This window comes from Flagellimonas sp. HMM57 (assembly GCF_021390175.1).
Taxonomy (GTDB): Bacteria; Bacteroidota; Bacteroidia; order Flavobacteriales; family Flavobacteriaceae; genus Flagellimonas.
Genome location: NZ_CP090004.1, coordinates 3415489 through 3440799 on the forward strand (window position 1 = coordinate 3415489; position 25311 = coordinate 3440799).

Annotated in this window: 22 protein-coding genes; 17 read left to right on the forward strand and 5 right to left on the reverse strand. The window is 39.4% G+C overall.

Annotated features, from left to right (window positions below; genetic code table 11):
* Together LV716_RS15160 and ligA are read left to right on the forward strand one after the other, a co-directional pair.
* Window positions 1–582, forward strand: a complete 582-nt coding sequence (locus LV716_RS15160) for a TIGR00730 family Rossman fold protein (protein ID WP_163418628.1) — start codon at window positions 1–3, stop codon at window positions 580–582.
* Complete coding sequence (gene ligA, locus LV716_RS15165) at window positions 583–2580, forward strand: NAD-dependent DNA ligase LigA (RefSeq protein WP_163418629.1); 1998 nt, start codon at window positions 583–585, stop codon at window positions 2578–2580.
* 79 nt (window positions 2581–2659) lie between these two features.
* On the opposite strand, the gene LV716_RS15170 is transcribed toward ligA, so the two are convergent.
* The gene (locus LV716_RS15170; protein WP_163418630.1) at window positions 2660–4171 is read right to left on the reverse strand and encodes a ComEC/Rec2 family competence protein; all 1512 of its coding nucleotides are present in this window, start codon (window positions 4169–4171) and stop codon (window positions 2660–2662) included.
* 292 nt (window positions 4172–4463) lie between these two features.
* Here LV716_RS15170 and LV716_RS15175 point away from each other — a divergent pair, with 292 nt between their 5' ends.
* Together LV716_RS15175 and LV716_RS15180 are read left to right on the forward strand one after the other, a co-directional pair.
* Window positions 4464–5510: a hypothetical protein gene (locus LV716_RS15175; protein ID WP_163418631.1), complete on the forward strand. Its 1047-nt coding sequence runs from the start codon at window positions 4464–4466 to the stop codon at window positions 5508–5510.
* A gap of 274 nt (window positions 5511–5784) precedes the next feature.
* Window positions 5785–7365, forward strand: a complete 1581-nt coding sequence (locus LV716_RS15180) for a BspA family leucine-rich repeat surface protein (protein WP_163418632.1) — start codon at window positions 5785–5787, stop codon at window positions 7363–7365.
* Between the two features lie 129 nt (window positions 7366–7494).
* On the opposite strand, the gene LV716_RS15185 is transcribed toward LV716_RS15180, so the two are convergent.
* Both LV716_RS15185 and LV716_RS15190 read right to left on the reverse strand, forming a co-directional pair.
* Window positions 7495–8406 carry a metallophosphatase gene (locus LV716_RS15185; protein WP_163418633.1) on the reverse strand — a complete coding sequence of 304 codons (912 nt, stop codon included), beginning with the start codon at window positions 8404–8406 and terminating at the stop codon, window positions 7495–7497.
* Window positions 8407–9126 carry a 5'-nucleotidase C-terminal domain-containing protein gene (locus tag LV716_RS15190; protein WP_233759153.1) on the reverse strand — a complete coding sequence of 240 codons (720 nt, stop codon included), beginning with the start codon at window positions 9124–9126 and terminating at the stop codon, window positions 8407–8409. It abuts the gene before it with no gap.
* A 179-nt stretch (window positions 9127–9305) separates the two neighbouring features.
* On the opposite strand from LV716_RS15190, the gene LV716_RS15195 reads away from it, so the two are divergent.
* From LV716_RS15195 to LV716_RS15255, 13 genes are all read left to right on the forward strand, one after another.
* Complete coding sequence (locus LV716_RS15195; protein ID WP_317167650.1) at window positions 9306–9773, forward strand: hypothetical protein; 468 nt, start codon at window positions 9306–9308, stop codon at window positions 9771–9773.
* Window positions 9773–10663, forward strand: coding sequence for a 4-hydroxy-tetrahydrodipicolinate synthase (dapA, locus tag LV716_RS15200; RefSeq protein ID WP_163418635.1), 891 nt, complete (start codon window positions 9773–9775; stop codon window positions 10661–10663). Before LV716_RS15195 ends, dapA begins: the two co-directional genes overlap by 1 nt.
* 107 nt (window positions 10664–10770) lie before the next feature.
* Window positions 10771–11598, forward strand: a complete 828-nt coding sequence (locus LV716_RS15205) for an outer membrane protein assembly factor BamD (RefSeq protein ID WP_163418636.1) — start codon at window positions 10771–10773, stop codon at window positions 11596–11598.
* 20 nt (window positions 11599–11618) lie between these two features.
* Window positions 11619–11945: a DNA-directed RNA polymerase subunit omega gene (locus LV716_RS15210; protein WP_163418637.1), complete on the forward strand. Its 327-nt coding sequence runs from the start codon at window positions 11619–11621 to the stop codon at window positions 11943–11945.
* 2 nt (window positions 11946–11947) lie between these two features.
* Window positions 11948–13153 carry a bifunctional phosphopantothenoylcysteine decarboxylase/phosphopantothenate--cysteine ligase CoaBC gene (gene coaBC, locus LV716_RS15215; protein ID WP_163418638.1) on the forward strand — a complete coding sequence of 402 codons (1206 nt, stop codon included), beginning with the start codon at window positions 11948–11950 and terminating at the stop codon, window positions 13151–13153.
* Entirely contained in the window at window positions 13146–14036 is an 891-nt protein-coding gene (locus tag LV716_RS15220) for a DUF4835 family protein (RefSeq protein WP_163418639.1), read from the forward strand. The genes coaBC and LV716_RS15220 overlap by 8 nt, the downstream gene beginning before the upstream one ends.
* 46 nt (window positions 14037–14082) lie before the next feature.
* The gene (gene recN / locus LV716_RS15225) at window positions 14083–15735 is read left to right on the forward strand and encodes a DNA repair protein RecN (RefSeq protein WP_163418640.1); all 1653 of its coding nucleotides are present in this window, start codon (window positions 14083–14085) and stop codon (window positions 15733–15735) included.
* 82 nt (window positions 15736–15817) lie between these two features.
* The gene (locus LV716_RS15230) at window positions 15818–16630 is read left to right on the forward strand and encodes an enoyl-ACP reductase (protein WP_163418641.1); all 813 of its coding nucleotides are present in this window, start codon (window positions 15818–15820) and stop codon (window positions 16628–16630) included.
* Between the two features lie 55 nt (window positions 16631–16685).
* On the forward strand, window positions 16686–17693 hold the full coding sequence (locus tag LV716_RS15235) for a glycosyltransferase family 2 protein (RefSeq protein ID WP_163418642.1): 1008 nt from the start codon (window positions 16686–16688) through the stop codon (window positions 17691–17693).
* 1 nt (window position 17694) lies between these two features.
* Complete coding sequence (locus LV716_RS15240; RefSeq protein ID WP_163418643.1) at window positions 17695–18651, forward strand: hypothetical protein; 957 nt, start codon at window positions 17695–17697, stop codon at window positions 18649–18651.
* Window positions 18648–19235, forward strand: a complete 588-nt coding sequence (gene coaE, locus LV716_RS15245; RefSeq protein ID WP_163418644.1) for a dephospho-CoA kinase — start codon at window positions 18648–18650, stop codon at window positions 19233–19235. The genes LV716_RS15240 and coaE overlap by 4 nt, the downstream gene beginning before the upstream one ends.
* 77 nt (window positions 19236–19312) lie before the next feature.
* Window positions 19313–20896: a sensor histidine kinase KdpD gene (locus LV716_RS15250; protein WP_163418645.1), complete on the forward strand. Its 1584-nt coding sequence runs from the start codon at window positions 19313–19315 to the stop codon at window positions 20894–20896.
* Window positions 20897–20902: 6 nt separating this feature from the next.
* A complete protein-coding gene (locus tag LV716_RS15255; protein ID WP_163418646.1) occupies window positions 20903–21619 on the forward strand; it encodes a response regulator transcription factor in 717 nt (238 codons plus the stop codon).
* A gap of 59 nt (window positions 21620–21678) precedes the next feature.
* On the opposite strand, the gene LV716_RS15260 is transcribed toward LV716_RS15255, so the two are convergent.
* Complete coding sequence (locus LV716_RS15260) at window positions 21679–23016, reverse strand: GntP family permease (protein WP_163418647.1); 1338 nt, start codon at window positions 23014–23016, stop codon at window positions 21679–21681.
* 138 nt (window positions 23017–23154) lie between these two features.
* A complete protein-coding gene (locus tag LV716_RS15265) occupies window positions 23155–25203 on the reverse strand; it encodes a M13 family metallopeptidase (RefSeq protein ID WP_163418648.1) in 2049 nt (682 codons plus the stop codon).
* Between the last annotated feature and the right edge of the window lie 108 nt (window positions 25204–25311).

The following is a 25311-nucleotide window of genomic DNA, read 5'->3' on the forward strand; positions in this document are numbered from 1 at the left end:
ATGGATACGATTGCAGTTTTTTGTGGAAGTAGCTCAGGAAATGACGTAGAGATGACCAAAATGGCATTTCAACTGGGTGAATATATGACCAGCAAGGGTATTAATTTAGTTTATGGTGGAGCCAATGTGGGTCTTATGGGACAGGTTGCGGACGGAGCCCTAGCTCAAAATGGTACGGTAATAGGCGTTATACCCGATTTCTTAAAGCGTAAGGAAATTTTTCATCCAAATATTACCGAGCTGATCGTTGTGGAAACCATGCACGAAAGAAAATTAAGAATTCATGAACTTTCCAATGGTTTTATTGCCCTTCCCGGTGGTTTTGGTACCATGGAAGAATTATTTGAAATTATAACCTGGGGGCAACTTGGGCTACATCAAAAACCTATCGGCATATTGAATGTAAAAGGTTTTTACGATGCGATGCTTCGGTTTTTAGACGGTATGGTAACCAATGGGTTTTTAAAACAGGAAAATCGGGATATGCTTTTAATCGGTGATACTCCCGAAAAGCTTTTATCAAAAATGGAGGAGTACAAACCTACCGCACTACCAAAATGGATTGAAAAAGAACAAACTTAAATGACCGATCAAGAAAAAATAAAGGTTCTAAGGGACGAATTAAGAAAACATAACTACAATTATTATGTTTTGGATGAGCCTACTATTTCAGACTATGAGTTCGATGTAAAGCTCAAATCGCTTCAGGAATTGGAACAGGCCCATCCAGAGTTTTACGATGCCACTTCGCCAACCTTACGCGTTGGTGGTATGGTCACCAAAAATTTTGAGACCATCCAGCATGAGCATCGAATGTATTCCTTGGATAATTCGTATTCCAAGGAAGATTTGGAGGATTGGGAGAAACGAATTCAACGAATTTTAGGGGGTGTTGAAGTAGAATTCACCTGTGAACTCAAGTATGATGGCGCTTCAATAAGCCTCACCTATGAAGAAGGCAAATTGGTAAAAGCGGTTACGAGGGGTGACGGTTTTCAAGGTGATGATGTCACTACGAACATTAAGACGATTAAATCCGTTCCCTTACAGTTGACAGGGGATTATCCACCAAAATTTGATATACGTGGCGAGATCATTTTGACCCTTGAAGGTTTTGCCAAAATGAACCAAGAGCGTTTGGCAAATGGGGAAGAAGCGTATATGAACCCTAGAAATACAGCTTCGGGCAGCCTAAAATTACAGGATAGCGCTTTGGTGGCAAAACGTCCGTTAGAGTGTTTGTTGTACAGCATTACGGGTAAAAATTTGAAAATAACTTCCCAATTTGAAGTGTTGGATAAAGCGCGCTCATGGGGTTTTAAAGTGCCTACAGTGGCCAAATTATGCAAAACCACGCAAGAGGTGATGGATTTTGTGGAGTATTGGGACATACATCGGCACGATTTACCGTATGAGACTGATGGAGTGGTCATCAAAGTAAACAGTCTACGACATCAAGACGAGTTAGGGTACACTGCTAAGGCGCCACGTTGGGCAATGGCCTATAAATTCAAGGCAGAGCAAGTCTCTACGGTGTTGAACGAAATCACCTATCAAGTAGGGAGAACAGGAGCCATTACTCCAGTTGCAAACCTAGAACCCGTATTGTTGGCCGGAACAACCGTTAAACGTGCATCCTTGCACAACGCAGATCAGATTGAAAAGTTAGACATTCGAGAAGGAGACACGGTTTTTGTGGAAAAAGGAGGCGAAATTATTCCAAAGATAATTGCCGTGGATTTTACAAAGCGACCTGAAGATTCAATGCCCACACAGTACATTACCCATTGCCCAGAGTGCGGCACAGAATTGATACGAAAAGAAGGGGAAGCACAACATTTTTGTCCTAACGATGTAGGTTGTCCACCTCAGATAACTGGTCGGATTCAGCATTTCATATCCAGAAAAGCTATGGATATCGAAGGATTGGGCGGCGAAACCGTCGAGCTGCTTTTTAAAGAGGGATTGATACATAATTATGCCGATTTGTACACACTGACCAAGGAACAGGTAATGCCTTTGGAGCGTATGGCGGAAAAGTCTGCGGAGAACTTGGTAAACGGTGTAACTGCCTCTAAAAACATTCCATTTGAACGGGTTTTGTTTGGTTTGGGCATTCGTTATGTGGGAGAAACCGTTGCCAAAAAATTGGCAAAAGCGTATAAAAATATCGATGCTTTAATGGCCGCTAGCAGTGAAGAATTGGTAGCTGTGGATGAAATAGGGGAGCGTATTGCAGAAAGTGTAGTTCAATTTTTTGGTGAGCTTACTAATATTGAGATTGTGGAACGGTTAAAATCCTATGGATTACAATTCTCTTTGTCCGAGGAACAACTGGAAAATCAATCTGAAAAACTTAAAGGACAAACCTTCGTGGTTTCCGGTGTTTTTGAATCTTTGGGTAGGACCGAACTTAAAAAACTCATTGAAGATAATGGGGGCAAAGTGGCTTCTTCCATCTCGTCCAAGACTTCGTTTTTGGTAGCTGGCGATAAAATGGGTCCAAGCAAAAAGACCAAAGCAGAAAATTTGGGAGTAGCTATTATTTCTGAACAGGAGTTTCTGGGAAAATTGGAATAGGTTTTATCCAAAATAAATCCCGGGTAAGGTACGCCTTTATGACCAAAAACAGATGTACATGTAATTAACTTAGGATTTTTTACTTCCTAACAAACCGTTGTTCACCTTCATCAAAAGCAAACTTATACATATCGTACTTGCCCCAATGGGCATCCTTTTCCAGTTTTTGTGCCATGACCATTTGTTTGCCATCGCTTCGTAAACTGATCATACCGTAACGGGTAAGATACGAGTTGATCTCTTTGTAAGCTTCTACCATGGTACTCTTAAGCTCTTCCAACACAGATCGGTTGGTGGGCGTATCCACAAAATCCTCCTTAAAATCGTCATAGGCTACTTTTGCTATTTCCCATAGCTGATACTTCTTGACCAGTTCTGGAATGGTCGTGGTATTGAAATCTTTGTTGGACCGTGCAAGTTCTGTGCTAAAGATCAAAGGTTTTTTACTGTACCCCGTTTTCCCAAGTGCGCCCAACGTATCTGCTCTTGGGTGACTGTAGTTCTCATCGTCCCCGCTAGAAATGACCGTTCCCAACGCATTGATGTTTTCCAGAAATTCATAACTGAACAAATGGCTTCCGTGATGGCAGGCCTTGGCAATATCCGCACGTAAGACCGCTTTTGCATTAGTGCCCAGTTTATTGTTAATGTATGTTCCCGCTTCTTCGTTGATATCGCCGCCCAGCATTACACGTAGTTTTTTGTATTGTAACATTAACAAAACCGAATGTCCGTTTTTGGTTTTTCCGTTGCTCCCCAAAAAAGGAACTACTTGTTTTCCATCTTTTTGGTCAATGATCGGTGCAATGACCTCTAACGAAAATTCAGTGTCGCTACCGTTGCCCAATAAGAATCCCGTACCATTGTTTAGGGCTACATATTCTGGTTGGTCCGCTTGTTCAAGGGCAAGTGCCATGGTCTTTGGGTATTGAGACCCTGACCCACTGGAATTTACAGGGTCATTGAGGATAGATTTCATGGCGGCATCGGTAAATTCCAAAGAAGATAGATAATCTTCGCCGTCCGACAGTTCTTCCACTTTTCCAATTTGGGTATTCCATCCTTTGGTATTATCAATGGGTCGCTGTACTATGCCACTATGGTAAATAGTATCGAATTGTAGTGCTTCTTCCTCAAAAATTTCGGTGAATCCCAAATAATGGTCATTGTCGGGATGGCTTACAATGGCCTTGAACTTAAAGGGCAAGGTTTCATTTTTATCCAAGTTGAAACGCCAGTACAGGTATCGGTACATATTATCGCCCTTACCGGCATCGATTAAATAATGCTCATCATCGGGAGTGACCATATGACAGCCATCGCCCTGGCCGATATCAATAAAATTGACTTCCAAAACCCTTTCTTTTTGAATGTTTTCAACAGGTATCCAACCGGTTTTGTTTCTGGAATTGACCAAAACCCGGTCATTGACAATTTCTGTATCCATTACGGTAATGTAATCCCCGAACAGCAAATGTTGTATCCATTTGGACGAGGTTTCGTTTTCCAGAATCTTGGCATCGGGGAAACCGGCGAAGGTAAATTTTCTATTTCCCTCGGTATTGAACAAAGAAGTATCTAGCTGTGGCATCCTGTCTGTTTTTAAATGACATTGAAAGTTAAAAATGAATATAGGAAATTTCCTATGTAATGCTTTAAATCAATGTAAAGTGGGCATTAAATTTTGTATGGATGGTCTTAGTGTGGTGGTTATGGAAGATTTTGGTCCGGTCCAACTGTATAGCTTTTTTTAGGACGGTTCCATAAAATTCCGTCAACTCAAAATGGGCATCCATCAAACGAATGGAGGCATCCGTTCATTTAACAGCTTAAGGATCAACAAGAAATGTCAATTTGTGTAAAATTTAAAATTATACCAAAAGATGAAAAAGAACTTGTATCTATTTTTTAAACCTTTCAATTATTATTTCTTACCGAAACGAATGATCCGTACCCCGTTTATTTTATTTCTTGCCATCGTAGCTGTCTTTTTTTCAAGCTGTAGCAAGAGTACCGAAACACCTCAACCACCCGAACCGCCCGAACCACCTATACCTGTAAATGAAACCGTAACGATCAATACCACCGCATCTAGTCTTTATACGACAAATGATTTTGAGCCGGGAGAAATGATAGAGATAAGTGTTTTTATGACTGCTCCTGAAGGTATCCAACAATTTGACATTGAAAAAATAGTGAATGGTGGTACTGCCACCTCTATACGTGCGGCCATAGAAGACGCGGGAGGAACCATGCCAGATGCTGGTGCAACTGCTTTTGATGCCACGTATATGGTTCCAGTAGACGGTGCCCTGGATGATATTGTAAAGATAGTCTTTAAGGCTAAAGATGCAGACAGCGAATTTGAAAGTGCAAGCTACGACTATGACGTAGTAGCACAAGGCCAAGGCGGTGGCGGTGGTGTATTTCCACTACTAAGAGCTAAAGCTACAGTAGATCTAGGTTCGCAAATTGGTGCAAAAGGAAGTTATCTTGCTACAAACTTAGGAGAAAGCGGGGTATATACAAACGTAGAGGCTGGTGCTTTAAGTGGTCCAGAACAACAAGCCATTGACATTACTTTTGGCGTTACCAATGGTGATGGAAAAGCTGGCACGACCACGCCCTCTTTATTGTCTCCCGATGCCCGTGCAGGAGCTGAATTTAATAACCCTCTTGGCGACAATGCTAGCACAATTACCTTTAAGGTAGAGGAGCTGAAAGGTTTAGACAATGTTACCTCTACAGATGTGGAAAATAACATAGACCACACTTCAGAAAGTAATGCCATCCAAAACGTTCAGGAAGGAGAAGTATACAGCTATATCAATGCTGCTGGAGCAAAAGGATATATCAAGATACTTACCATTACAGGTGCTAACGACAACCGTGTTGCCACTGTTGAGTTTTTAGTACAAATTGTCATGTAAACATCGCCAATACTTGTATGAAATGAATGTCTATCCATAGGCATATAAACCAAAAAGCCCTGAAAATTTTCAGGGCTTTTTGGTTATTTCCCTCGGTATTGGACAAAAAAGTATCTAGCTGTGGCGTCCTGTCCGTTTTTGGGACAGTTCCAAATAATTCCGTCAACCCAGAATGGGCATTCGTCAAGCGAATGGTGGCATCCGTTCATTTAACAGTTTAACCATCACCAAGAAATCCCAAATTGTGCAACTATTAATTTAAAATATAATAAAGATGAAAAAGAACATGTATCTATTTTTTAGTCTTTCTCTTTTTATGTTCTCTTGCGGCAAAGATGATTCGCCCAGTGTGACCCCAGAGGAAGAGAACAAGGCCCCGGTCATAGCTGATCAGTCCTTTGAGTTTTACGAGACGTTTACAACAAAGAACATTGGAACGGTAAAGGCGAGCGATCCAGATGGGGACAGCCTTACGTTTTCTATAGAGACAAACGATAATGATCTATTCGTGATCACCAGTGAAGGTGTCCTTGGTCTATCCGGTGAAAAAATCTTGGATTTTGAGACCAAAACGGAACATACCATTACCATAAGTGTTTCCGATGGTACCAATGAGGTCAGTGCGAAAGTTAAGATCATTGTGCTTAATATAATCGACAATCTGGCAGAGGATCTAGATAGTTTTGTGACCACCTGGAAGACCACTGAGGATGGAGAGAGCATAACGATAGGCTTAGTAGAAGGTTTGGCATATGATTTTATGATCGATTGGGGAGATGGCACCATTGCGAATATTAACAAAGATGAAGATATAGAACATTCGTATGCAACGGCCGGGGACCATGTTGTGGCGATCTTGGGAGATTTTCCCGGTATAACAATGTCTGGGCTCTCAAGTGCGCCCAAACTTATGAGTATAGATCAATGGGGCAATAACAAATGGGAGTTCTTGAATTCGGCATTTGCGGACTGCGAGAACATGGTCTACAAAGCGACCGATGCGCCCGACCTATCACAAGTCTCTTCCCTTTCAAGTATGTTCTATTTTGCCAAACAATTTAACGGGGATATCGGTGATTGGGACGTAAGTACTATTGGGAATATGAGCGGTATGTTCGAAGGTGCATCCATGTTCAATCAGAATATTGGTGGATGGAACACGGAAAGCGTCACCAACATGGGCTTTATGTTCTTAGGAGCATCCAATTTCAATCAGGATATTGGTGATTGGAATACGGAAAATGTCATCTACATGTCCAGCATGTTCTTAGGGGCATCCAAGTTCAACCAGGATATTGGTGGGTGGAATGTGTCTAGCGTTACATTAATGCGTTCCATGTTTAATGGTGCATCCAATTTCAACCAAGATATGGATGATTGGAATACAGAAAACGTCACCGATATGGCCTATATGTTCAATAGTGCTTCCTCCTTTAATGGGAACATTGGTACATGGAACGTGTCAAGCGTTACAAAGATGTTTGATATGTTCAACGGTGCATCCAATTTCAACCAGGATATAGGTGGATGGAATACGGAAAACGTCACCAACATGGCCAGAATGTTCAAAGAAGCTACCTTATTCGACCAAGATTTGGGCAGTTGGGACATTGGCAGTATAACCGCCATGGAAAACATGTTCGATAACAGTGGAATGTCCGAGGCAAGCATAAACAACACGGTGATCGGTTGGTCCTATTTTGTAGAAAATAATGGCGGAGAACCAGCGGGAATTACCTGTGGTATGGCAGGTATGGTGGCCTGTGATATTATTGATGAAGTATATGATGCAGCTGCTTATCTTGTCTTAAAAGGTTGGGAGCTAGAAGGATTAGCTACTGATGGGTGCCAATAAAACCTGATCGTTAAGATGTTATAAAACCGCCCTTAGAATTTTTAAGGGCGGTTTTTTTATGTGCTCATATCACAGGTGGTATTCAAGGTTGGCCATTCCTTGAAAAGACATTTTTTAGGACCTAAAAAACTAAACCTTAATGCTTATGCCTTTTGCAGCGGTGTTCTGTTCGGCATCAAAATAGAAATCGATACGCCCTACATTAATGCCATAGGCACCCACTTGGTTCACCAAGACAGAATTCCCGTTTTTGTTCGTGTGTACATCGGGTTTATCTAGAAAGGTATGGGTATGGCCACCAATGATCAAATTGGTATGGTACGTGTTTTGCGCCAGTCGGACATCGGAAGGACGTTCGGGGTTTTCATAGTCATAGCCCAAATGGGATAGACAGATAACAATATCGCAGTTTTCTTCTTCTTTTAATTTGCGCTCATTGTCCAAAGCAATTTCAAAGGGGTCGAGGTACTTGGTCTCTTTGTACAATTTTTTTGTGACCAATCCATCAAGTTGAATGCCAATACCATACACTCCAATTTTTATTCCATCGACCAAATATATTTTATAGGGCTTTACAAAACCTTCCATAACAGTATTGGAGAAGTCGTAGTTAGCGGAAAGTAAGTCAAATTTGGCATTGGGTACCTGGGCCAAAAGCCCATCGATCCCATTGTCAAAATCATGGTTGCCAATGGTGGCGGCATCGTATTTTAATTTGCTCATCAATTTAAACTCCAATTCGCCGCCATAAAAGTTAAAGTAGGGCGTGCCCTGAAAAATATCTCCGGCATCAAAAAGCAAGGTATTGGGGTTTTCGTTGCGTATTTGTTCAACCAGTGTTGCCCTTCTGGCAATTCCACCAAGATTGGCATAACGGGAATGCGAACTTGGAAATGGGTCAATATGGCTATGTACGTCATTTGTATGTAGAATGGTAATGTGTTTATTGCCAAAACCGGTACAGGAACTGAATCCAAGACCACCTAATCCTATAAATGTTGAGGTTGCTGCCGTATGTGTTAAAAAATCTCTACGTTTCATCTAATAATCTTGTTGTATAAATCTATCGTCAACAATTGCCTTTAGCGTGTCAACTTTTCTTAAATGGTCAATAATGGCATTTCTAAGTAAATAGTCGGTATTTGCCACAGAATCTACAGTTTTAAAGAAACCGATTTCTGCACCGCCTTGTACCAAATAATCGGAGGTTGCCACGTAGTAGCTTCGACTCTCATCAAAAGGACTTCCATTGATATTGACCGAATCCAAAGCTCCTTTTTTGTCCAAAACAATCTGCATTCCAGCTATGGGATGTTCACGTTCGGCGGAAGTCAGAAAACCAATGAGTTCCCTTACCGCAGAACCACTTAGCTTCACTACGGAAATATAATTTTCAAAAGGCATTACTTCATATGCATGCCTTGCCGTTACATTTCCTGAGGAAATAATGGAACGTAGCCCACCTCTATTGATGACCACAAAATCTAGATTTTTTCCAGTTTGGGATTTGAAAACGGGCTTTGTTTCTGTTAAAACAATATCTGCAATCAAATTTCCCAAAGAAGTATTGTGGGCGCCATCATCGAGTAAAAGCGATTTTGGTGCATAGGCCAATGTGCTGTCAAGAACTTCATTTATTCTGTTACGGTATGGAGCAACAAAAGAGACAATGGAATCGACAGCCTTAAAGTTAGTATCAATTTTTACTTGCTTTCCCTGGACTTCGGAGAGTTGGCCTATATCGTTTTTACAGGAAATCAAAAAACAAAAAGTTATGAATATAACAAATTGTTGATATTTTAAATATCTCACGTGTTTATCTTTGTTAAGTAGTCTTGGTAGATTAATTACCTTTGTAAAAATGCATAAAAATTATGTTTTTAAAAGGACTCCAAGATAAATTTAAGGTTAAATCAAGTCTTAAATATTTACAGGAGGAGATGAATAAGGCTCCCTCGGTAATAGAAAGGGACAAGGGAATTACTAGCGTTGGCTGCATAGTTGACGTAGATAATTTTGAAAGTGCCGAGTTGTTTTACGAGTTGATAGAAGATTACTCATTGCGACCAAATGCTATCAAAATTATAGGCTATAAACGGGAATATGATAACAATTCCCCATTTGCCATTCAAATGTATTCCGATAAGGATTTAGGTAAGAAGGGTGCAATTGAAAATGGCTATGTTCTTGAATTTTTGGGTAGGGAATACGATTTGTTGATCAATTACTATGACGAGGATAATCTAATGCTGAAACTATTGTCCGTAAAAACACCGGCCAGGCTAAAAGTAGGTTTCAGTTCACTCGACCCAAAACTCAATGATTTGATTTTTAGTACTCCCTTAAAAGATTTTAAACTGTTTAAAAAGGAATTAAAAAAGTATTTGAAGGTTTTAAAGGAATTGTAATGGAAAACTTGATGGGTACGGGTGTTGCTTTGGTAACCCCTTTTACGGAAGATTTTTCGGTAGATGTTAAAGCACTTGAACGTGTTGTCGAACATTCTATAAACGGTGGAGTGGATTATTTGGTTATCCTGGGTACCACAGCCGAAGCGGCTACACTTTCCAAAAGTGACAAACAGTTGGTCATCAAAACTGTAATACAGACCAATGCAGGGCGACTTCCCTTGGTATTGGGCGTTGGCGGGAACAACACTACAGCCGTTATTGAAGAGTTGGCAGAGCTGGACTTATCGGAGTTTGATGCTATTCTCTCAGTTTCTCCCTACTACAATAAACCAACACAAGAGGGCATTTATCAGCATTTCAAGGCTATTGCTGAAGCATCGCCCAAACCGATAATTCTTTATAATGTTCCTTCTAGAACAGGAAGTAATATGCTTCCCGAAACTACGTTAAGACTTGCCCACGACTTTCCTAATATAGTTGCCATTAAGGAAGCGTGTGCAGACATGGTACAAATAGACCATATCTTAAAAGACAAGCCAGCGGATTTTTTGGTGATTTCCGGGGATGACTTTACGGCATTATCTACCGTTGTTGCAGGTGGGGCAGGGGTTATTTCGGTTCTTGGACAAGGTCTTCCCAGTGCATTTTCCAGTATGATTCATTTGGGTAGGCATGGAAATTCGGAAAGAGCTTATGAGATTCATCATGAACTACTTCCACTAATGAAATTGATTTTTGAGGAAGGAAATCCGGCAGGTGTCAAAACTGTTTTAAGCTATTTTGGATGTTGTACCGTTAATGTCAGACTACCATTGGTCAAAGCAACTATTGAACTACAGGACAGAATCTCGGGCTTTTTAAAAAAGTTTGAAGCGATCAAGGTTTAGTGGGAAGTTAAATCTTAGCCAAAAACATAGTAAATCGCTGGTTTCACAGTTACATTTGGATTTTAATTTGATTTTTTAAATCCATCCATTATTACTAATTTTGCAAAATGTTTTTGAAAATGAAGCCGATTCTTTCCGTAATTGCTATTGTCTTTCTTTTTTCTTCCTGCAGTGAGTATCAAAAAGTACTTAAAAACGAGGAGGTTAAACCGAAATACGATTTAGCACAAAAATATTACGACGAAGGCGATTATAAAAGGGCAAACAGACTTTTTGAGCAGATAGTTCCCAAGTACGTTGGTAAACCCCAAGGCGAGCGTGTAATGTTCTTTTTTGCCAATACTTATTTCAAGACAGAAGACTATTACCTCTCTGGATATCAGTTTGAACGTTTTATAAAATCATATCCTAAAAGCGATAAAATTCAGGAAGCGTCATTCTTGGGAGCTAAAAGTTACTATGAACTTTCCCCATTGTATTCTTTGGACCAAACGGACACGGACAAAGCACTTGCAAAACTTCAGAATTTTATCAATACCTATCCTGAATCAGAATTTTTTGAAGAGGCCAATGCAATGGCCAGGGAGCTGACCTCCAAAAAAGAAAAGAAACAAATAGAGATAGCCAAGCAATTTAATAAATTAGGGCAGTTCAATTACCCAATTTTAGTATCTGCCATGACAGCTTTCGACAATTTCATTTCTGATAATCCAGGGTCGATTTACAGGGAAGAAGCCCTGTATTACCGTATTGAGTCGGCTACAAGTTTGGCAATAAACAGCACGTCAAATAGAAAGGAAGAACGTTTGCGTGAAGCATTGGATTCATACAACACCTTATTAAAGTATTTTCCTGAAACAAAATATAAAAAGAAGGCCGATAACTTGGCCGAAAAAATACAAAAGGAATTAAGTGTATATTCCGATTCCAAATAAATAGTTAAAGACGCAGCCATATGCAAGATTTAAAAAATACGAAAGCTCCGGTTTCCACCGTTACCCACGATAGAAACGAATTTGATGACAAAACGGAAAATATTTATGAAGCGATTTCCATTGCTTCCAAAAGAGCTATCCAAATCAATTCTGAGATAAAGAAAGAATTGTTGGAAAAGTTGGAAGAATTCGCAACTTATAGTGATAGCTTGGAAGAAGTTTTCGAAAACAAGGAACAAATAGAAGTTTCCAAGTTTTACGAAAAGCTTCCTAAACCACATGCTTTAGCGGTTATGGAGTGGTTAGAAGATAAAATCTATTACAGAAACACAGAGAAAGACGCCTAGAAATGCTGAGCGGTAAACATATCCTTTTGGGAATTACCGGAGGAATTGCTGCTTACAAAACTACATTTCTTGTTAGGTTATTGATAAAAGCTGGTGCCGAGGTCAAAATTGTAATGACCCAAAGTGCCAGCTCTTTTGTTTCCCCCCTTACTTTATCCACTTTATCCAAGAATCCGGTCTCCATTGATTTTATAAACCAGGAAGATGGTAGTGTCTCTTGGAACAACCATGTGGAACTTGGATTGTGGGCAGATATCGTTATCATTGCGCCTGCTACTGCCAATACGCTTTCTAAAATGGCACATGGTACTTGCGACAATTTGCTCATGGCAACGTATTTATCAGCAAAGTGCCCGGTGTATTTTGCCCCAGCTATGGATTTGGATATGTACAAACATCCAACGACCAAAGCATCCTTTGAAAAATTGGCATCCTTTGAAAATGTCATGATACCCGCAGCGTCTGGAGAATTGGCAAGTGGTCTTCATGGTGAAGGCCGAATGGCGGAACCAGAAATCATAGTTCAATTTATTGAAGAAGATTTAGCTAAAGGACTTCTTTTAACTGGGAAAAGGGTACTCATTACAGCAGGTCCTACCCACGAAGCAATTGACCCCGTTCGTTTTTTGGGCAATCGTTCCTCAGGTACTATGGGTTTTGAACTTGCAAAACAGGCCGCTGCTTTGGGAGCTAAGGTGAAATTGGTTTCAGGTCCTACCAATCTCGATATTCAGCATAATGCTATTGATATAATCAAGGTCACATCGGCACAAGAAATGTACGATGTTTGCCATGAACACTACAAAAATATTGACATAGCTATATGTGCGGCAGCAGTAGCGGATTATCGTCCAAAACATGTGGCAAAAGAAAAGATAAAAAAGAAAGAAGGTGATTTAAACATCGAGTTGGAACGCAATCCAGATATCTTGTTTTCCCTTGGTAAAGACAAGACTCAACAATACCTTGTGGGGTTTGCTTTAGAAACTGAAAATGAACTGGAGAATGCCAAAGGAAAGCTGCAGCGTAAAAACCTTGATGCCATAGTGCTAAATTCATTGAAGGATGAAGGTGCCGGTTTTGGTAGCGGCACAAATAAAATCACTTTTATCGATAAGAATTTAGATATAAAAACGTTTACTATGAAAACGAAGCCTGATGTTGCTTCGGATATTTGGAAAGAAATTACCTCCAGGATTCATGCGTAGACTTGTTTTGCTCTCTTTTTTTCTATCCCTTTGCCATGGGCTTCTTGCACAGGAGTTGAATTGTACCGTAACGGTCAATTCAGACCAAGTGGGCCAAACCAATCAGCAAATCTTCAGGACACTCGAACGCTCTTTGAATGACTTCGTAAACAAGAACAAATGGACCAATAGGGTATATAAGGAGAATGAGCGGGTTAGTGCCAGAATGTTCATTACGGTCACCCAATATGAATCGGATAGGTTTGAGGCCAATATCCAGATACAATCTTCAAGACCGGTTTTCAATACATCTTACGAAAGTCCAGTATTCAATTATAAAGACGATGCTTTCAATTTCGTATACCAGGAGTTTCAGCCCATAGTCTATAACGAGAATGTTTTTGATTCCAATTTAGTAGGGGTCATAACATACTATATCTACATTATTTTAGGTTTGGATGCCGATACTTTTTCTTTGGAAGGTGGGGATGATATGTTTAGAAAAGCCCAAAATCTTGTTACGCAGGCACAAGGGTCAAATTTTTCTGGATGGAACCAAGAAACTGGAGAACGTACTCGTTTTGAGCTTATTGATAATTTGTTGAGCAACTCTTTTAGGGAATACCGCATTGCTATGTACAATTACCATCGAAAAGGATTGGATATTCTTGGTGATAACAATAGTACCGGAAAGCAAGTAATAGCGGGTTCCATGCGACTGTTCGAGACTTTAATAAAACGACGGCCCAATGCATTTCTGATTCAGACTTTTTTTGATGCTAAATCGGAAGAAATACAAAGCATTTTTTCTGATGGGCCAAAGGTTGATATTGTTAAACTTAAGGAAACCCTCAACAATGTTGCTCCATTTTACTCCAGTACTTGGAATGAAATAAAATACTAGCGCATTTCTTCAAAGAGATTTATCTTTACGAAGAAAATCTCCAACATTGCTAACAAACCTTTCTATTCAAAATTATGCTCTGATAGACGATGTGAACGTTTCGTTTTCGAGCGGTTTTACGACAATCACTGGTGAAACGGGAGCTGGAAAGTCCATTTTGCTTGGAGGGCTTTCTTTGGTTCTTGGCAAGCGTGCCGATCTATCCTCGCTCAAGAATGAAAGTCAAAAATGTATTATTGAAGCTGAATTTGAAATTTCTAAATATCAACTTAGAAGTTTTTTTGATGAAAAGGATTTGGATTATGAGGACGGTACCATTCTAAGACGAGAGATTCTTCCGAGTGGAAAATCTAGGGCTTTTGTGAACGATTCCCCAGTTACCTTAGATATATTAAAAGGATTGGGTGAGCGTTTGGTCGATGTGCATTCGCAACACCAAACCCTAAGATTGACTGACAACGATTTTCAGTTAAAAGTAGTCGATGCCTTAGCAGAAAATTCAGAAAACCTAAAAAAATACAGCACCCAATTAAACAGCTACAAATTAGTTGCGAAGGAATTGCAGGAATTACTGGATTTTCAATCCAACTCTAACAAAGAGCACGATTATAACAGCTTTTTACTTCAGGAGTTGGAGTCAGCTCCGTTAAAAGAAGGAATCCAAGAGGCGTTGGAAGAGGAATGTGAAGAGCTGAACAATGTTGAGCAGATTATGGAGCAATTATCCAGTGCCGACCAACTTATTAACGATGAGCAACTTGGAATTTTAGGAAGATTGGCTGATTTAAAACGGGCTTTTTCCACTCTGGCGGACTTTGGCAGTTCCTACACTGCAATCAATGAACGTGTACAGTCTCTCTTTATTGAAATGGACGATATTGCTTCGGAACTGGAAAATCTAAGACAAAATGTCGAGGCAAATCCACAGCGCCTAGAGGTCGTGAATACCCAATTGCAGCAACTCTACAACTTGCAGAAAAAGCATCAAGTGGCATCGGTGATAGAACTGATCGAAATTAAAAAGGACCTTTCCAATAAGGTCGATGCAGTAGAAAATATTGATGCCAAAATCAAAGAGAAGGAAGAAGAAGTAGTAAAAGCGACTCATCTTGCTGAAGAATTGGCGCTCAGAATAAGAAAGTCCAGAAATACCGTAATTCCCAAATTGAAAAGTATGCTTCAAGAAAGTTTGTATGCCCTGGGAATGCCATCTGCTACGTTTAAAATTGAAGTGAATCCTTCATCAATTTTTAAATCCAACGGAAAAGATGATTTGGTGTTTTTGTTCTCTGCCAATAAAGGTTCGGACTATGGCGAGTTGAAAAAAGTAGCTTCGGGTGGAGAACTGTCCCGAATTATGTTAACGATAAAATCGATTTTGGCAGAATATGAACAATTGCCCACAATGATGTTCGATGAAATCGATACTGGGGTATCAGGAGAAATATCCAATCGTATGGGAGAAATTATGCAACAGATGAGTAAGACCATGCAGGTGTTTTCCATTACCCATTTACCCCAAGTAGCTTCTAAGGGAGTCCATCAATTTAAAGTATTCAAAGAAGAGGATGCGGGAAGTACCACAACACAAATGAGAAAACTGAGCGATGAAGAACGGGTCAAGGAACTTGCAGAAATGCTAGGTGGTAAATCCATTTCAGAATCTGCTCTAGCACATGCAAGACAGCTTTTGCAATAGGAATTAGGGAAGATAAAATCTAAAATGTAAAACTCGATTAGAATAAATATCTTTGTCGCCAAACTAGGAATAAATAAGCACTATGTCATACAATCTTTTAAAAGGTAAAAGGGGAATCATTTTTGGAGCACTCGACGAGAATTCAATTGCTTGGAAAACTGCGGAACGCGTTCACGAAGAAGGTGGAACTTTTGTGTTGACCAATGCGCCCATTGCTATGCGTATGGGACAGATAAAGGAACTTGCAGAGAAAACAAATTCTGAAATCATTCCTGCAGATGCAACCAATGAAGAGGAACTGCAAAATCTGGTTTCGCAATCCATGGAAATTTTGGGAGGAAAATTGGATTTTGTACTTCATTCCATAGGCATGTCGGTAAATGTTAGGAAAGGAAGGGCCTATACCGATGAAAAATATGATTTTACTACAAAAGGTTGGGATGTTTCGGCACTTTCATTCCATAAAGTATTGCAATCTCTATACAAAGCAGATGCTATGAACGAGTGGGGCAGTATTGTTGCGCTTACATACATGGCAGCGCAACGAACTTTTCCAGACTACAACGATATGGCCGATAACAAGGCATATTTGGAATCTGTTGCAAGGAGTTTTGGATATTTCTTTGGAAAAGAAAAAAACGTTAGGGTAAATACAATTTCCCAATCGCCAACTCCAACTACAGCTGGTCAAGGTGTAAAGGGTTTTGATGGCTTTATCAGCTATGCAGAGAAAATGTCGCCGTTGGGTAATGCCTCGGCTTCGGATTGCGCAGATTATACGGTAAGCCTTTTTTCCGATTTGACAAAAAAGGTGACCATGCAGAACCTTTTCCATGATGGAGGGTTTTCCAATACAGGGGTAAGCCAAGAAGTAATCGATGAATTTAGCAAGTAGCCTAAAATTATAACTGCAAAAGCCATCCGTTATCGGATGGCTTTTGTGTTTTACGATGAATTTAAATTTTTCCATTATCGTTCCAGTTTACAACAGACCCGAAGAAATTCGGGAATTGTTGGAAAGTCTTGAAAAACAAAATTTTGAAGAAGACTATGAAATCGTAATCGTAGAGGACGGTTCTCTTGAACGCTCAGAGCATATTGTAGAAAGTTTTCAAGAAAGCTTAAGTATTTCATACTATTATAAGGAAAACTCAGGTCCAGGAGATTCCAGAAATTATGGTATGGAAAAAGCCAAAGGGAATTACTTCATAATTCTGGATTCAGATTGTATTCTGCCCAGGCAATACTTATCGGAGGTGAAAAAAGAATTAAAGACCAGTTTTGTACATTGTTTTGGTGGCCCAGATGCGGCGGACCAATCATTTACTACAGTACAAAAGGCCATCAATTACGTAATGACCTCTTTTTTCACCACTGGGGGAATCAGGGGTGGTAGTACAGCGGTAGGCAAGTTTCAGCCACGTAGTTTTAACATGGGCATTTCCAAAGAGACTTTTGAAACTGTTGGTGGATTTGGGCGAATACATCCAGGAGAAGATCCCGATCTGACTTTTAGAATTTGGAAAGGCGGTTATACAAGCAGGTTGTTTCCCAAAGCTTACGTCTATCATAAAAGACGTATAGATTGGAACAAATTTTATATCCAGGTGAATAAGTTTGGTATGGTAAGACCTATTTTAAACCAGTGGCACAAAGGAACTGGCAAGCTTACGTATTGGTTCCCTACCTTGTTTATGCTTGTATTTTCAGTATCTGTTTTGATGGTATTTTTTGGTATAACACTTCCATTGATCCTCTTTGGGGTATACTTTTTAGTGCTCTTTTTTGATGCCCTTATTAAAAATAAAAGCTTAAAAGTGGCATTTCTTGCAATTTTTGCGGCATTAACGCAGTTTACAGGGTATGGATTAGGTTTTCTAAAATCCACAATCTTGCTTAATTTTAGTAAGAAGGAACCCGAAGCACTATTGCCAAAACTGTTCTTTAAAGTAAAATAGGGTGTTAAAAAAAGTATTGGGCGGACTGAATAAGAGAAAAGTGAAGGTTTTTTCACTTTTTTTGGTATGCTCTTTTTTGGCATGGTTTCTAAGTAATTTATCCGAAGCCTATGAATCTAGGGCTAAGTTTGACCTGAACTACAAAAACTTGCCAGATACCTTATTGTTGGGGAACAATGCTACAAACACCATAGAGGCCAAACTGCGAACAAGCGGCTTTCAGTTTTTATACTATAATTTTTTCAACAAAAGGGTCGATGTTGATCTATCTGAAGTAGAAAAGGAAAACGGCCGTTATCTGCTCACAGATAATGCCCTTAAAAAGCAGATGGAACGTCAACTGTCACAAAATATCTCCTTGATCGATTTGGATAGGAGACAACTCATTTTGGATTTATATCAAGTATCCAGTAAGGAAGTGCCCATAAAGCCAAAGCTGGATTTAGAATTTGAACCAAACCATATTCTTGATGGAGAACCCTTGATCACTCCAAATATGGTTCTGGTTAAAGGTCCAAAAAATGAGATAGACACCTTGCAAGCCATTTATACTTCAAAAATAGAAATAACGGAATTGTCCTCAGATTTTTCAAAAGACGTTTTATTGGTTTTTCCCAAGCGATTGTCCAATAGCATATTTTCAATCAATAGGACAAATGTTTCAGGGAAGGTGGTCAAATTCTCGGAAAAGGTATTTGAGGTTCCCATTCTAGTAATAAATTTACCAGAGGGTTATGAAGTCAATACTTTCCCAAACGCTGTCAATGTGCTTTGCAAGGCAACCATAGAACGCTTAAATGAGCTATCTATACAAGACTTTCAAGCAATTGCCGACTATAAACAAATCAATGGTGCCAGTGATAACACGCTTTTTTTGAAAATCACCAAAAAACCATCAAATGTTTATGATGTAAAGCTACTGGAGAATAAGGTTAATTTTATTTTAGAGGAAAAATGATGATTGTTGGATTGACCGGAGGTATTGGTAGTGGCAAAAGTACTGTTGCCAAAATGTTCAGAAATTTGGGAGTTCCGGTATATGATTCGGATGCGGAAGCCAAAAGTTTGATGGTCAATTCAAAAACCCTTAAAAGAGACATTGTAAAGTTACTTGGAATCAATTCTTACAAAGGAGAAGAACTAAATAGGGATTTTATAGCGAACAAAGTTTTTAAAGACTCTGAAACCCTTCAAAGGTTAAACAAAATTGTGCATCCCGCAGTCAGATTCCATTTCATGGATTGGGTCAAAACCCAAACATCATCTTATGTGATTCAGGAAACAGCGCTTATTTTTGAAAATAATGCAAAACATAATTATGACTTTGTAATTTTGGTGACGGCCCCTAAAGAAATACGTGTAAAAAGAGTATTGGAGCGGGATGGAACCGAAGAACAAGCGATTATAAATCGCATGGATAATCAAATGAATGATGCTGACAAAACTTTGTTGGCCGACTTTTGTATTAACAACATTGACCTTAAAACTACTGAAAAAGAGGTTTTTAACTTGCACGAAAAACTTATTGGACTCGCTCTTTGACCAAAAATTTTAACATTTTTGTTAAGGTTAGGTTAAACGGTAAATGGTCTAAATGTTAAATTTCTAATTTTACCATAATGAACAAGAAGCTATTTGTTCTTCTGGTCATTCTTATGAGTTTATCCCTTACCGGGATAATTTTTGTTCAAGTATATTGGATAAGGACATCGGTAGATGATAAGGAAGAACAGTTCTCAAGAACGGTTACGGACATATTGGATAAGGTAGCAAGCCGAGTGGAGATGAGGGAGATGAAAGATTATTCAGATCGTTTGGCCTCTTTGGTAGATAGCATTGGGCAGCCTAAAACGACACAGTTCAGAAATTTTTTGTTCGTTGACAGAGACTTGAATTCAGATGAAATTCTTTTTTATTCCCATGGAATATTAGAAGAAGACTATAATATTACATCAACGTTCTTTGATAATTTAGGAGGGGAGGAAGATACCACTACCATTAAGAATTATACCAGTAAACGCACCAAGGCTGTTTTTAAGGAAGAATTTGGATTGGACGGTAAAAGCTACAGTTTAACGCCTATCCAAAAGGCTGAAAAGATTGGGGGGTTATCCAGAATTGATAAAGCAGCTTGGGAAGATGTCTTTATGGAGTACGCAAAAAGTAGGCCTATACATAAAAGAGTTTCAAAACAAGAACTTGAGTTGTTATTGAGCCAGGAACTACAGAACAGGAATATCAATATTGATTATGAATATGGAGTTTATAGTCAAGGGTATCCAACTAAGGTTAAGTCTAAAAAGTTTAAGTTTTCCGAGTCGAAAATGTATGAAGCTCCAATTTTTGAAGATAGTGAAGGGAGAACCAATTTCTCCTTATTGCTAACATTTCCAAAAATGAAAAAGTTTCTTTTAGAATCGATTATGGGAATGGCGTTGTTATCGTTGATTTTTACGCTGGTCATTATGGTCGCATATTCCAGTGCTATTTATCAATTGATAAAACAAAAACAGATATCCGAAATAAAAACGGACTTTATCAATAATATGACCCACGAGTTTAAAACTCCTATTGCAACTATAAATTTGGCCGTAGAAGCAATACGAAACCCAAAATCGATAGAAGATAAAGAAAAAGTCTTACGGTATTTGGGTATGATCAAAGATGAAAACAAGCGTATGCACGCTCAAGTGGAGAACGTACTACGGATATCGAAATTGGAAAAAAACCAATTGGACATTAGCAAGGATAGGGTAGATGTCCATGATATTATTACGGATGCTATTGCCCATGTTGATTTAATAGTTAATGATAGAGGAGGTTATGTAAATGCACATTTAGATGCCGAGCGATCGGAAATTCTGGCCAACGATATGCATTTCACCAATGTGGTGGTAAATGTCTTGGACAATGCAGTTAAGTATTCTCCAGAGACTCCTAAAATTGATGTTTTTACAGAGATTGTAAAAAACACCATAGTAATAAAGATAAAAGACCAAGGAGCTGGTATGAGCAAAGCGGTCTTAAAAAGAGTTTTTGAAAAATTTTATCGAGAACATACAGGAGATATACATAATGTGAAAGGGCATGGTTTAGGACTGGCCTACGTAAAACGAATAATTGAAGATCACCAAGGAGAAGTTTATGCGGAAAGTGAAAAGGGAAAAGGAAGCACTTTCTTTTTAAAACTACCTTTAATTTAGAAAACTATGGAGACTGAAAAGAAGAAAATACTTTTAGTGGAGGATGACCCAAATTTTGGAATTGTCCTAAAGGATTACTTATCCATGAACGACTTTGATGTCGTCTTGGCCAAAAATGGAATGGAAGGCTTTGAGAAGTTCAAAAAGGACAACTATGATGTCTGTATTTTGGATGTTATGATGCCTTACAAAGATGGGTTCACTTTAGCTAGGGAAATCAGGGAAAAGAATGAAAATGTTCCTATTATTTTCCTTACCGCCAAAACTATGAAAGAAGATGTGCTTAAGGGATATAAGGCAGGTGCAGACGATTATCTCAACAAGCCCTTTGACTCTGAAGTACTGTTGATGAAACTTAAAGCAATACTTCAAAGAAAAGCTTCCAGTACATTGGCAGACAGTAAGCAATTTGAGTTTGAAATAGGTAATTTCAGTTTAAATTCTAAGTTACGTTTCTTGAAGTACAAAGATGAAGAGCCCGTAAAATTATCTCCAAAGGAAAATGAACTATTGCGTCTCTTGGCCTTGCACGAAAATGATTTGATGCCGAGGGAATTGGCCTTGACCAAAATATGGAGAGATGATAATTATTTTACATCTAGAAGTATGGATGTATATATTGCCAAGCTGAGAAAGTATTTAAAACGAGATGATGTCGTCGAAATTTTAAATATACATGGAGAAGGCTTCCGATTGGTGATTAAACAGGAAAATCAGCAGTAGTTAAACGTACGATAAATAAATTCAAAATGTATAAGAAACCATCCCGTGGGATGGTTTTTTTATATCAAATAATAAATCAATGATACGGTACCAATACCAACAAAGGCAAGAATGGTGGTCATCATTGTCCAAGATTTAAAAGTTTCTTTTTCCGTTATTCCCAGATATTGCCCCACCAACCAAAATCCGCTATCGTTTACATGGGAAAATATGCTGGCACCAGAGGCAATGGCAATAACCATGCACGCCAGCTCTATGGCATCTAATTGGGCATTTGCCAGCAATGGTGCTACTAGGCCAGCGGCCGTAATCATTGCGACAGTGGATGACCCTTGTATGATACGCACAATTGAAGCGCTTATAAATGCGAAGGCCAGAATTGGAAATCCAGCACTGTTCAAAGAAGTGGCCAATAATTCGCCCGCTCCAGTATTGGTGAGTACTTGCTTAAAAACACCACCAGCACCAGTAAGTAGTATGATTGTACCGGCAGGGGCCAATGATTTGGTAGAAATATCAAAAAGCTGTTGCTTGTTGAAACCTCTTCTGACCCCAAAAAAGTACCAAGCTAGTATATTGGCAATGATCAATGCTGAAAATGGATGTCCAACTAAAGCGATACCATTTAATACCATAGCATTGGTAACCCCAGTTTCACCAGTGGAAACGATAGTGTTCAACAAAATAAGAACAATGGGAAACGCTATGATAGAGAGGGTAGGTCCAATAGGAGGTAGCTTATTGATTTCAGTTTGTTTTAACTCTTTGGGAGCTACCACATGGATTTTTTTCGAAATGTAACGCCCAAACAACAATCCGGCAACTAGCGCAGTAGGAATTCCAGCAAGGAAACCGACCAGAATTACCCAGCCCAAGTTCGCCCCAATAATATCGGCCACCGCTATAGGACCGGGAGTAGGAGGGATAAAGGCATGTGTGATGGCTAGACCTGCAAGTAATGGAATAGCGTAGAGTAGCAGGGATTTTCCTGTTTTGCGCTGTAATGCATAGATCATAGGAACCAGAATAATAAAAGCAACATCGAAAAAAACGGGAATTGCTATTAAAAATCCAGAAATTACCATGGCTGCCGGTGCTTTTTTTAACCCAAACTTAGACACCATAAAATCTGCTATAGTCTTTGCGCCGCCCGATGCTTCTAAAATACCACCGAACATAGCACCTAGACCGACCACTGTTGCCACAAAACCCAAAGTATTGCCCATTCCATCTTGAACCGTCTTAATGATTTCTTGGGCATCAAGTCCAGCGATTAATCCAACCGTAATACTGCCGATCAATAATGCTATAAATGCATTTATCTTTAATCGTAGAATAAGAAAGAGGAGTAGGGCAATTCCGGTAACAACTGCTAGTATAAGGTTAGTGGCTATCATCAAGTGCAATGGTTAGTGTTGGTCGTTTTTACGATAAGAACCAAATATAGAATAATTTATAAATACACCTTTTAAGTTCTTGGGCATAAAAAAGGGGCACTTACCTAAGTGCCCCTTTCAAATATTTTCTGAAAAAGATTACCAGATCGCTACGCGCTCTTCTTCTGGAAGATACATTTTATCACCTTCTTTGATATCAAATGCATCATAGAATGCCTGAACGTTCAATAAAGGTTGAATAGCTCTAACTTGCCCAGGAGAATGGGGGTCGGTCTTTATTTGGGTGCGTAAAGCCTCATCTCTGGATTTTGTTCTCCAGACAGTTGCCCAGGACATAAAAAATCGTTGCTCAGGAGTAAAACCATCTATATTTTCTGGTCTGCCGTTTTCTGCAAAATGTCTCTGAAGACCATCATATGCTCCAAGAACACCGCCAAGATCACCTATGTTTTCCCCTAGGGTGAATTTTCCGTTTACGTTGACTTCTGGTATTACTTGAACACTGTCATACTGGGCGGCAAGAGCATTGCCTCTTTCCGTAAAAGCAGCTAAATCTTCATCGGTCCACCAGTTTTTTAGGTTTCCATCAGAGTCAAAGCGTGCTCCGCTATCATCGAATGCATGCGAGATCTCATGGCCAATTACTGCGCCAATTCCACCATAGTTTACAGCCTCATCGGCAGTATAGTTGTAGAAAGGTGGCTGTAATATGGCAGCTGGGAATACAATTTCATTATTGAGAGGGTTGAAGTAAGCGTTAACGGTCTGTGGTGACATTCCCCATTCTGTTTTGTCCACAGGCTCTCCAATATCCGAAAAATTATCCGCTGTTTGCCATTTGTCCACAGCGACCATATTTTCAAAATACGACTTGTCAGCGGCTACTTCCATGGAAGAGTAATCTTCCCAATCATCTGGATAAGCAATCTTTACGGTGAATTTATCTAGCTTTTGGATTGCTTTTAGTTTGGTTGTGTCTCCCATCCAATCCAGTTTTTTTATACGCTCTTTATATGCTTCGATTACGTTGGCAATCATTTTTTCCGCTTTTGCTTTAGCTTCAGGCGGAAATTTAGCATCTACATACAGTTGACCCAAGGCCTCGCCCACATTTCTGTTTACGGTTGCCAATGCACGCTCGTCCGCAGGACGTTGCTCTTCTGAACCCCGTAGGTATTTACTGTAAAATTCCCAGTTGGCCTTTTCAATAGCTGTAGTCAACCTTCCCGCTGAGCTATTGAATGTATCCCAACGCATTAGGGTCTTAAGGTCTTCGATGGGTGTATTCTTTAAAAAATTGTTCAAAGTCTTGGTATATTCCACTTGTGTTACCAAAATGGTATCAAACGCTTTAGTAGCACCCAAATCTTTCATCATCTTGCTTAAATCAATGCTGCTGAGCATAGCATCAGCTTCTGCGACTGTCTTAGGGTTGTTAAGATTTCTTGCATCCCTACGTGCTACTTTGTCCAATCTTGGCTCGGCTAGGATGGTTTCCAGTTCAAGAATTTTTTCGGAAGCAGCCATAGCAACTTCTTCACTGTCCCCAAGCATTTGGAGCATTCTGGTAACGTGTTTTTTGTATTCCTCGCGAATTTCTTTGGATTTATCGTCTTCGTCCAAATAGTAGTCCCTGTCTGGTAACCCTAATCCAGTAGGGCCAAGATAAACGGCATTCATGGCACTATTGTTCAAATCCGCAAAAACAGAAACGCCTAGGAAAGGGGAAGAGACAGTGGAATTAGTGGCTAAAACTGTTTGTAAATCTTCTAAGCTTTCTATGGCCGCAATGGCATCCAAAGCGGGTTGAAGCGGTGAAATACCTGCTTTATCCCTTGCCGCGGTATCAAGTTTTGTGTCGAAAATCGCCATTGCTTTGGCCTGATCTGTAGTTGAATCATATTTACCACTTTCCTTTGCCTCTGCTATGATTTGAAGCACATCGGCATCTGTAGACTTTCTTAAAACAGAAAATCCTCCCCAACTTGAACGATCGGCAGGAATTTCGGTGTTTTTCATCCAATTACCATTTACGTAATTGTAGAAATCTTCTTTTGGACTTACCGTAGTATCCATGTTTTCCAGAACAATACCGGGGATTTTTTCTACCTCTTCAGCAGGTTTGGGTTTTTCTTTGCAACTTGTAAAGGCCACAATGGATGCAGCCAAAAAGTACACTTTTTTCATTTTAGGAGTTGTTAATTAATAATTAGTCGAAAGTTAGTCTCCAAATGTAAGAATTTGTTACACTGGCAAGTAGAAAAATATCGGAACCTATTTATATTTTATGTTTTT

What these genes read in the sequence shown, in the direction of transcription:
- LV716_RS15220 (WP_163418639.1), top strand. Translation starts at nt 13,146, where the DNA reads ATGCGTAGACTTGTTTTGCTCTCTTTTTTTCTATCCCTTTGCCATGGG.
- LV716_RS15205 (WP_163418636.1), top strand. Translation starts at nt 10,771, where the DNA reads ATGTTTTTGAAAATGAAGCCGATTCTTTCCGTAATTGCTATTGTCTTT.
- LV716_RS15250 (WP_163418645.1), top strand. Translation starts at nt 19,313, where the DNA reads ATGAACAAGAAGCTATTTGTTCTTCTGGTCATTCTTATGAGTTTATCC.
- LV716_RS15260 (WP_163418647.1), bottom strand. Translation starts at nt 23,016, where the DNA reads ATGATAGCCACTAACCTTATACTAGCAGTTGTTACCGGAATTGCCCTA.
- LV716_RS15160 (WP_163418628.1), top strand. Translation starts at nt 1, where the DNA reads ATGGATACGATTGCAGTTTTTTGTGGAAGTAGCTCAGGAAATGACGTA.
- ligA (WP_163418629.1), top strand. Translation starts at nt 583, where the DNA reads ATGACCGATCAAGAAAAAATAAAGGTTCTAAGGGACGAATTAAGAAAA.
- LV716_RS15235 (WP_163418642.1), top strand. Translation starts at nt 16,686, where the DNA reads ATGAATTTAAATTTTTCCATTATCGTTCCAGTTTACAACAGACCCGAA.
- LV716_RS15195 (WP_317167650.1), top strand. Translation starts at nt 9,306, where the DNA reads ATGAATAAGGCTCCCTCGGTAATAGAAAGGGACAAGGGAATTACTAGC.
- coaBC (WP_163418638.1), top strand. Translation starts at nt 11,948, where the DNA reads ATGCTGAGCGGTAAACATATCCTTTTGGGAATTACCGGAGGAATTGCT.
- dapA (WP_163418635.1), top strand. Translation starts at nt 9,773, where the DNA reads ATGGAAAACTTGATGGGTACGGGTGTTGCTTTGGTAACCCCTTTTACG.
- LV716_RS15230 (WP_163418641.1), top strand. Translation starts at nt 15,818, where the DNA reads ATGTCATACAATCTTTTAAAAGGTAAAAGGGGAATCATTTTTGGAGCA.
- LV716_RS15180 (WP_163418632.1), top strand. Translation starts at nt 5,785, where the DNA reads ATGAAAAAGAACATGTATCTATTTTTTAGTCTTTCTCTTTTTATGTTC.
- LV716_RS15185 (WP_163418633.1), bottom strand. Translation starts at nt 8,406, where the DNA reads ATGAAACGTAGAGATTTTTTAACACATACGGCAGCAACCTCAACATTT.
- coaE (WP_163418644.1), top strand. Translation starts at nt 18,648, where the DNA reads ATGATGATTGTTGGATTGACCGGAGGTATTGGTAGTGGCAAAAGTACT.
- LV716_RS15255 (WP_163418646.1), top strand. Translation starts at nt 20,903, where the DNA reads ATGGAGACTGAAAAGAAGAAAATACTTTTAGTGGAGGATGACCCAAAT.
- LV716_RS15265 (WP_163418648.1), bottom strand. Translation starts at nt 25,203, where the DNA reads ATGAAAAAAGTGTACTTTTTGGCTGCATCCATTGTGGCCTTTACAAGT.
- LV716_RS15175 (WP_163418631.1), top strand. Translation starts at nt 4,464, where the DNA reads ATGAAAAAGAACTTGTATCTATTTTTTAAACCTTTCAATTATTATTTC.
- LV716_RS15170 (WP_163418630.1), bottom strand. Translation starts at nt 4,171, where the DNA reads ATGCCACAGCTAGATACTTCTTTGTTCAATACCGAGGGAAATAGAAAA.
- LV716_RS15210 (WP_163418637.1), top strand. Translation starts at nt 11,619, where the DNA reads ATGCAAGATTTAAAAAATACGAAAGCTCCGGTTTCCACCGTTACCCAC.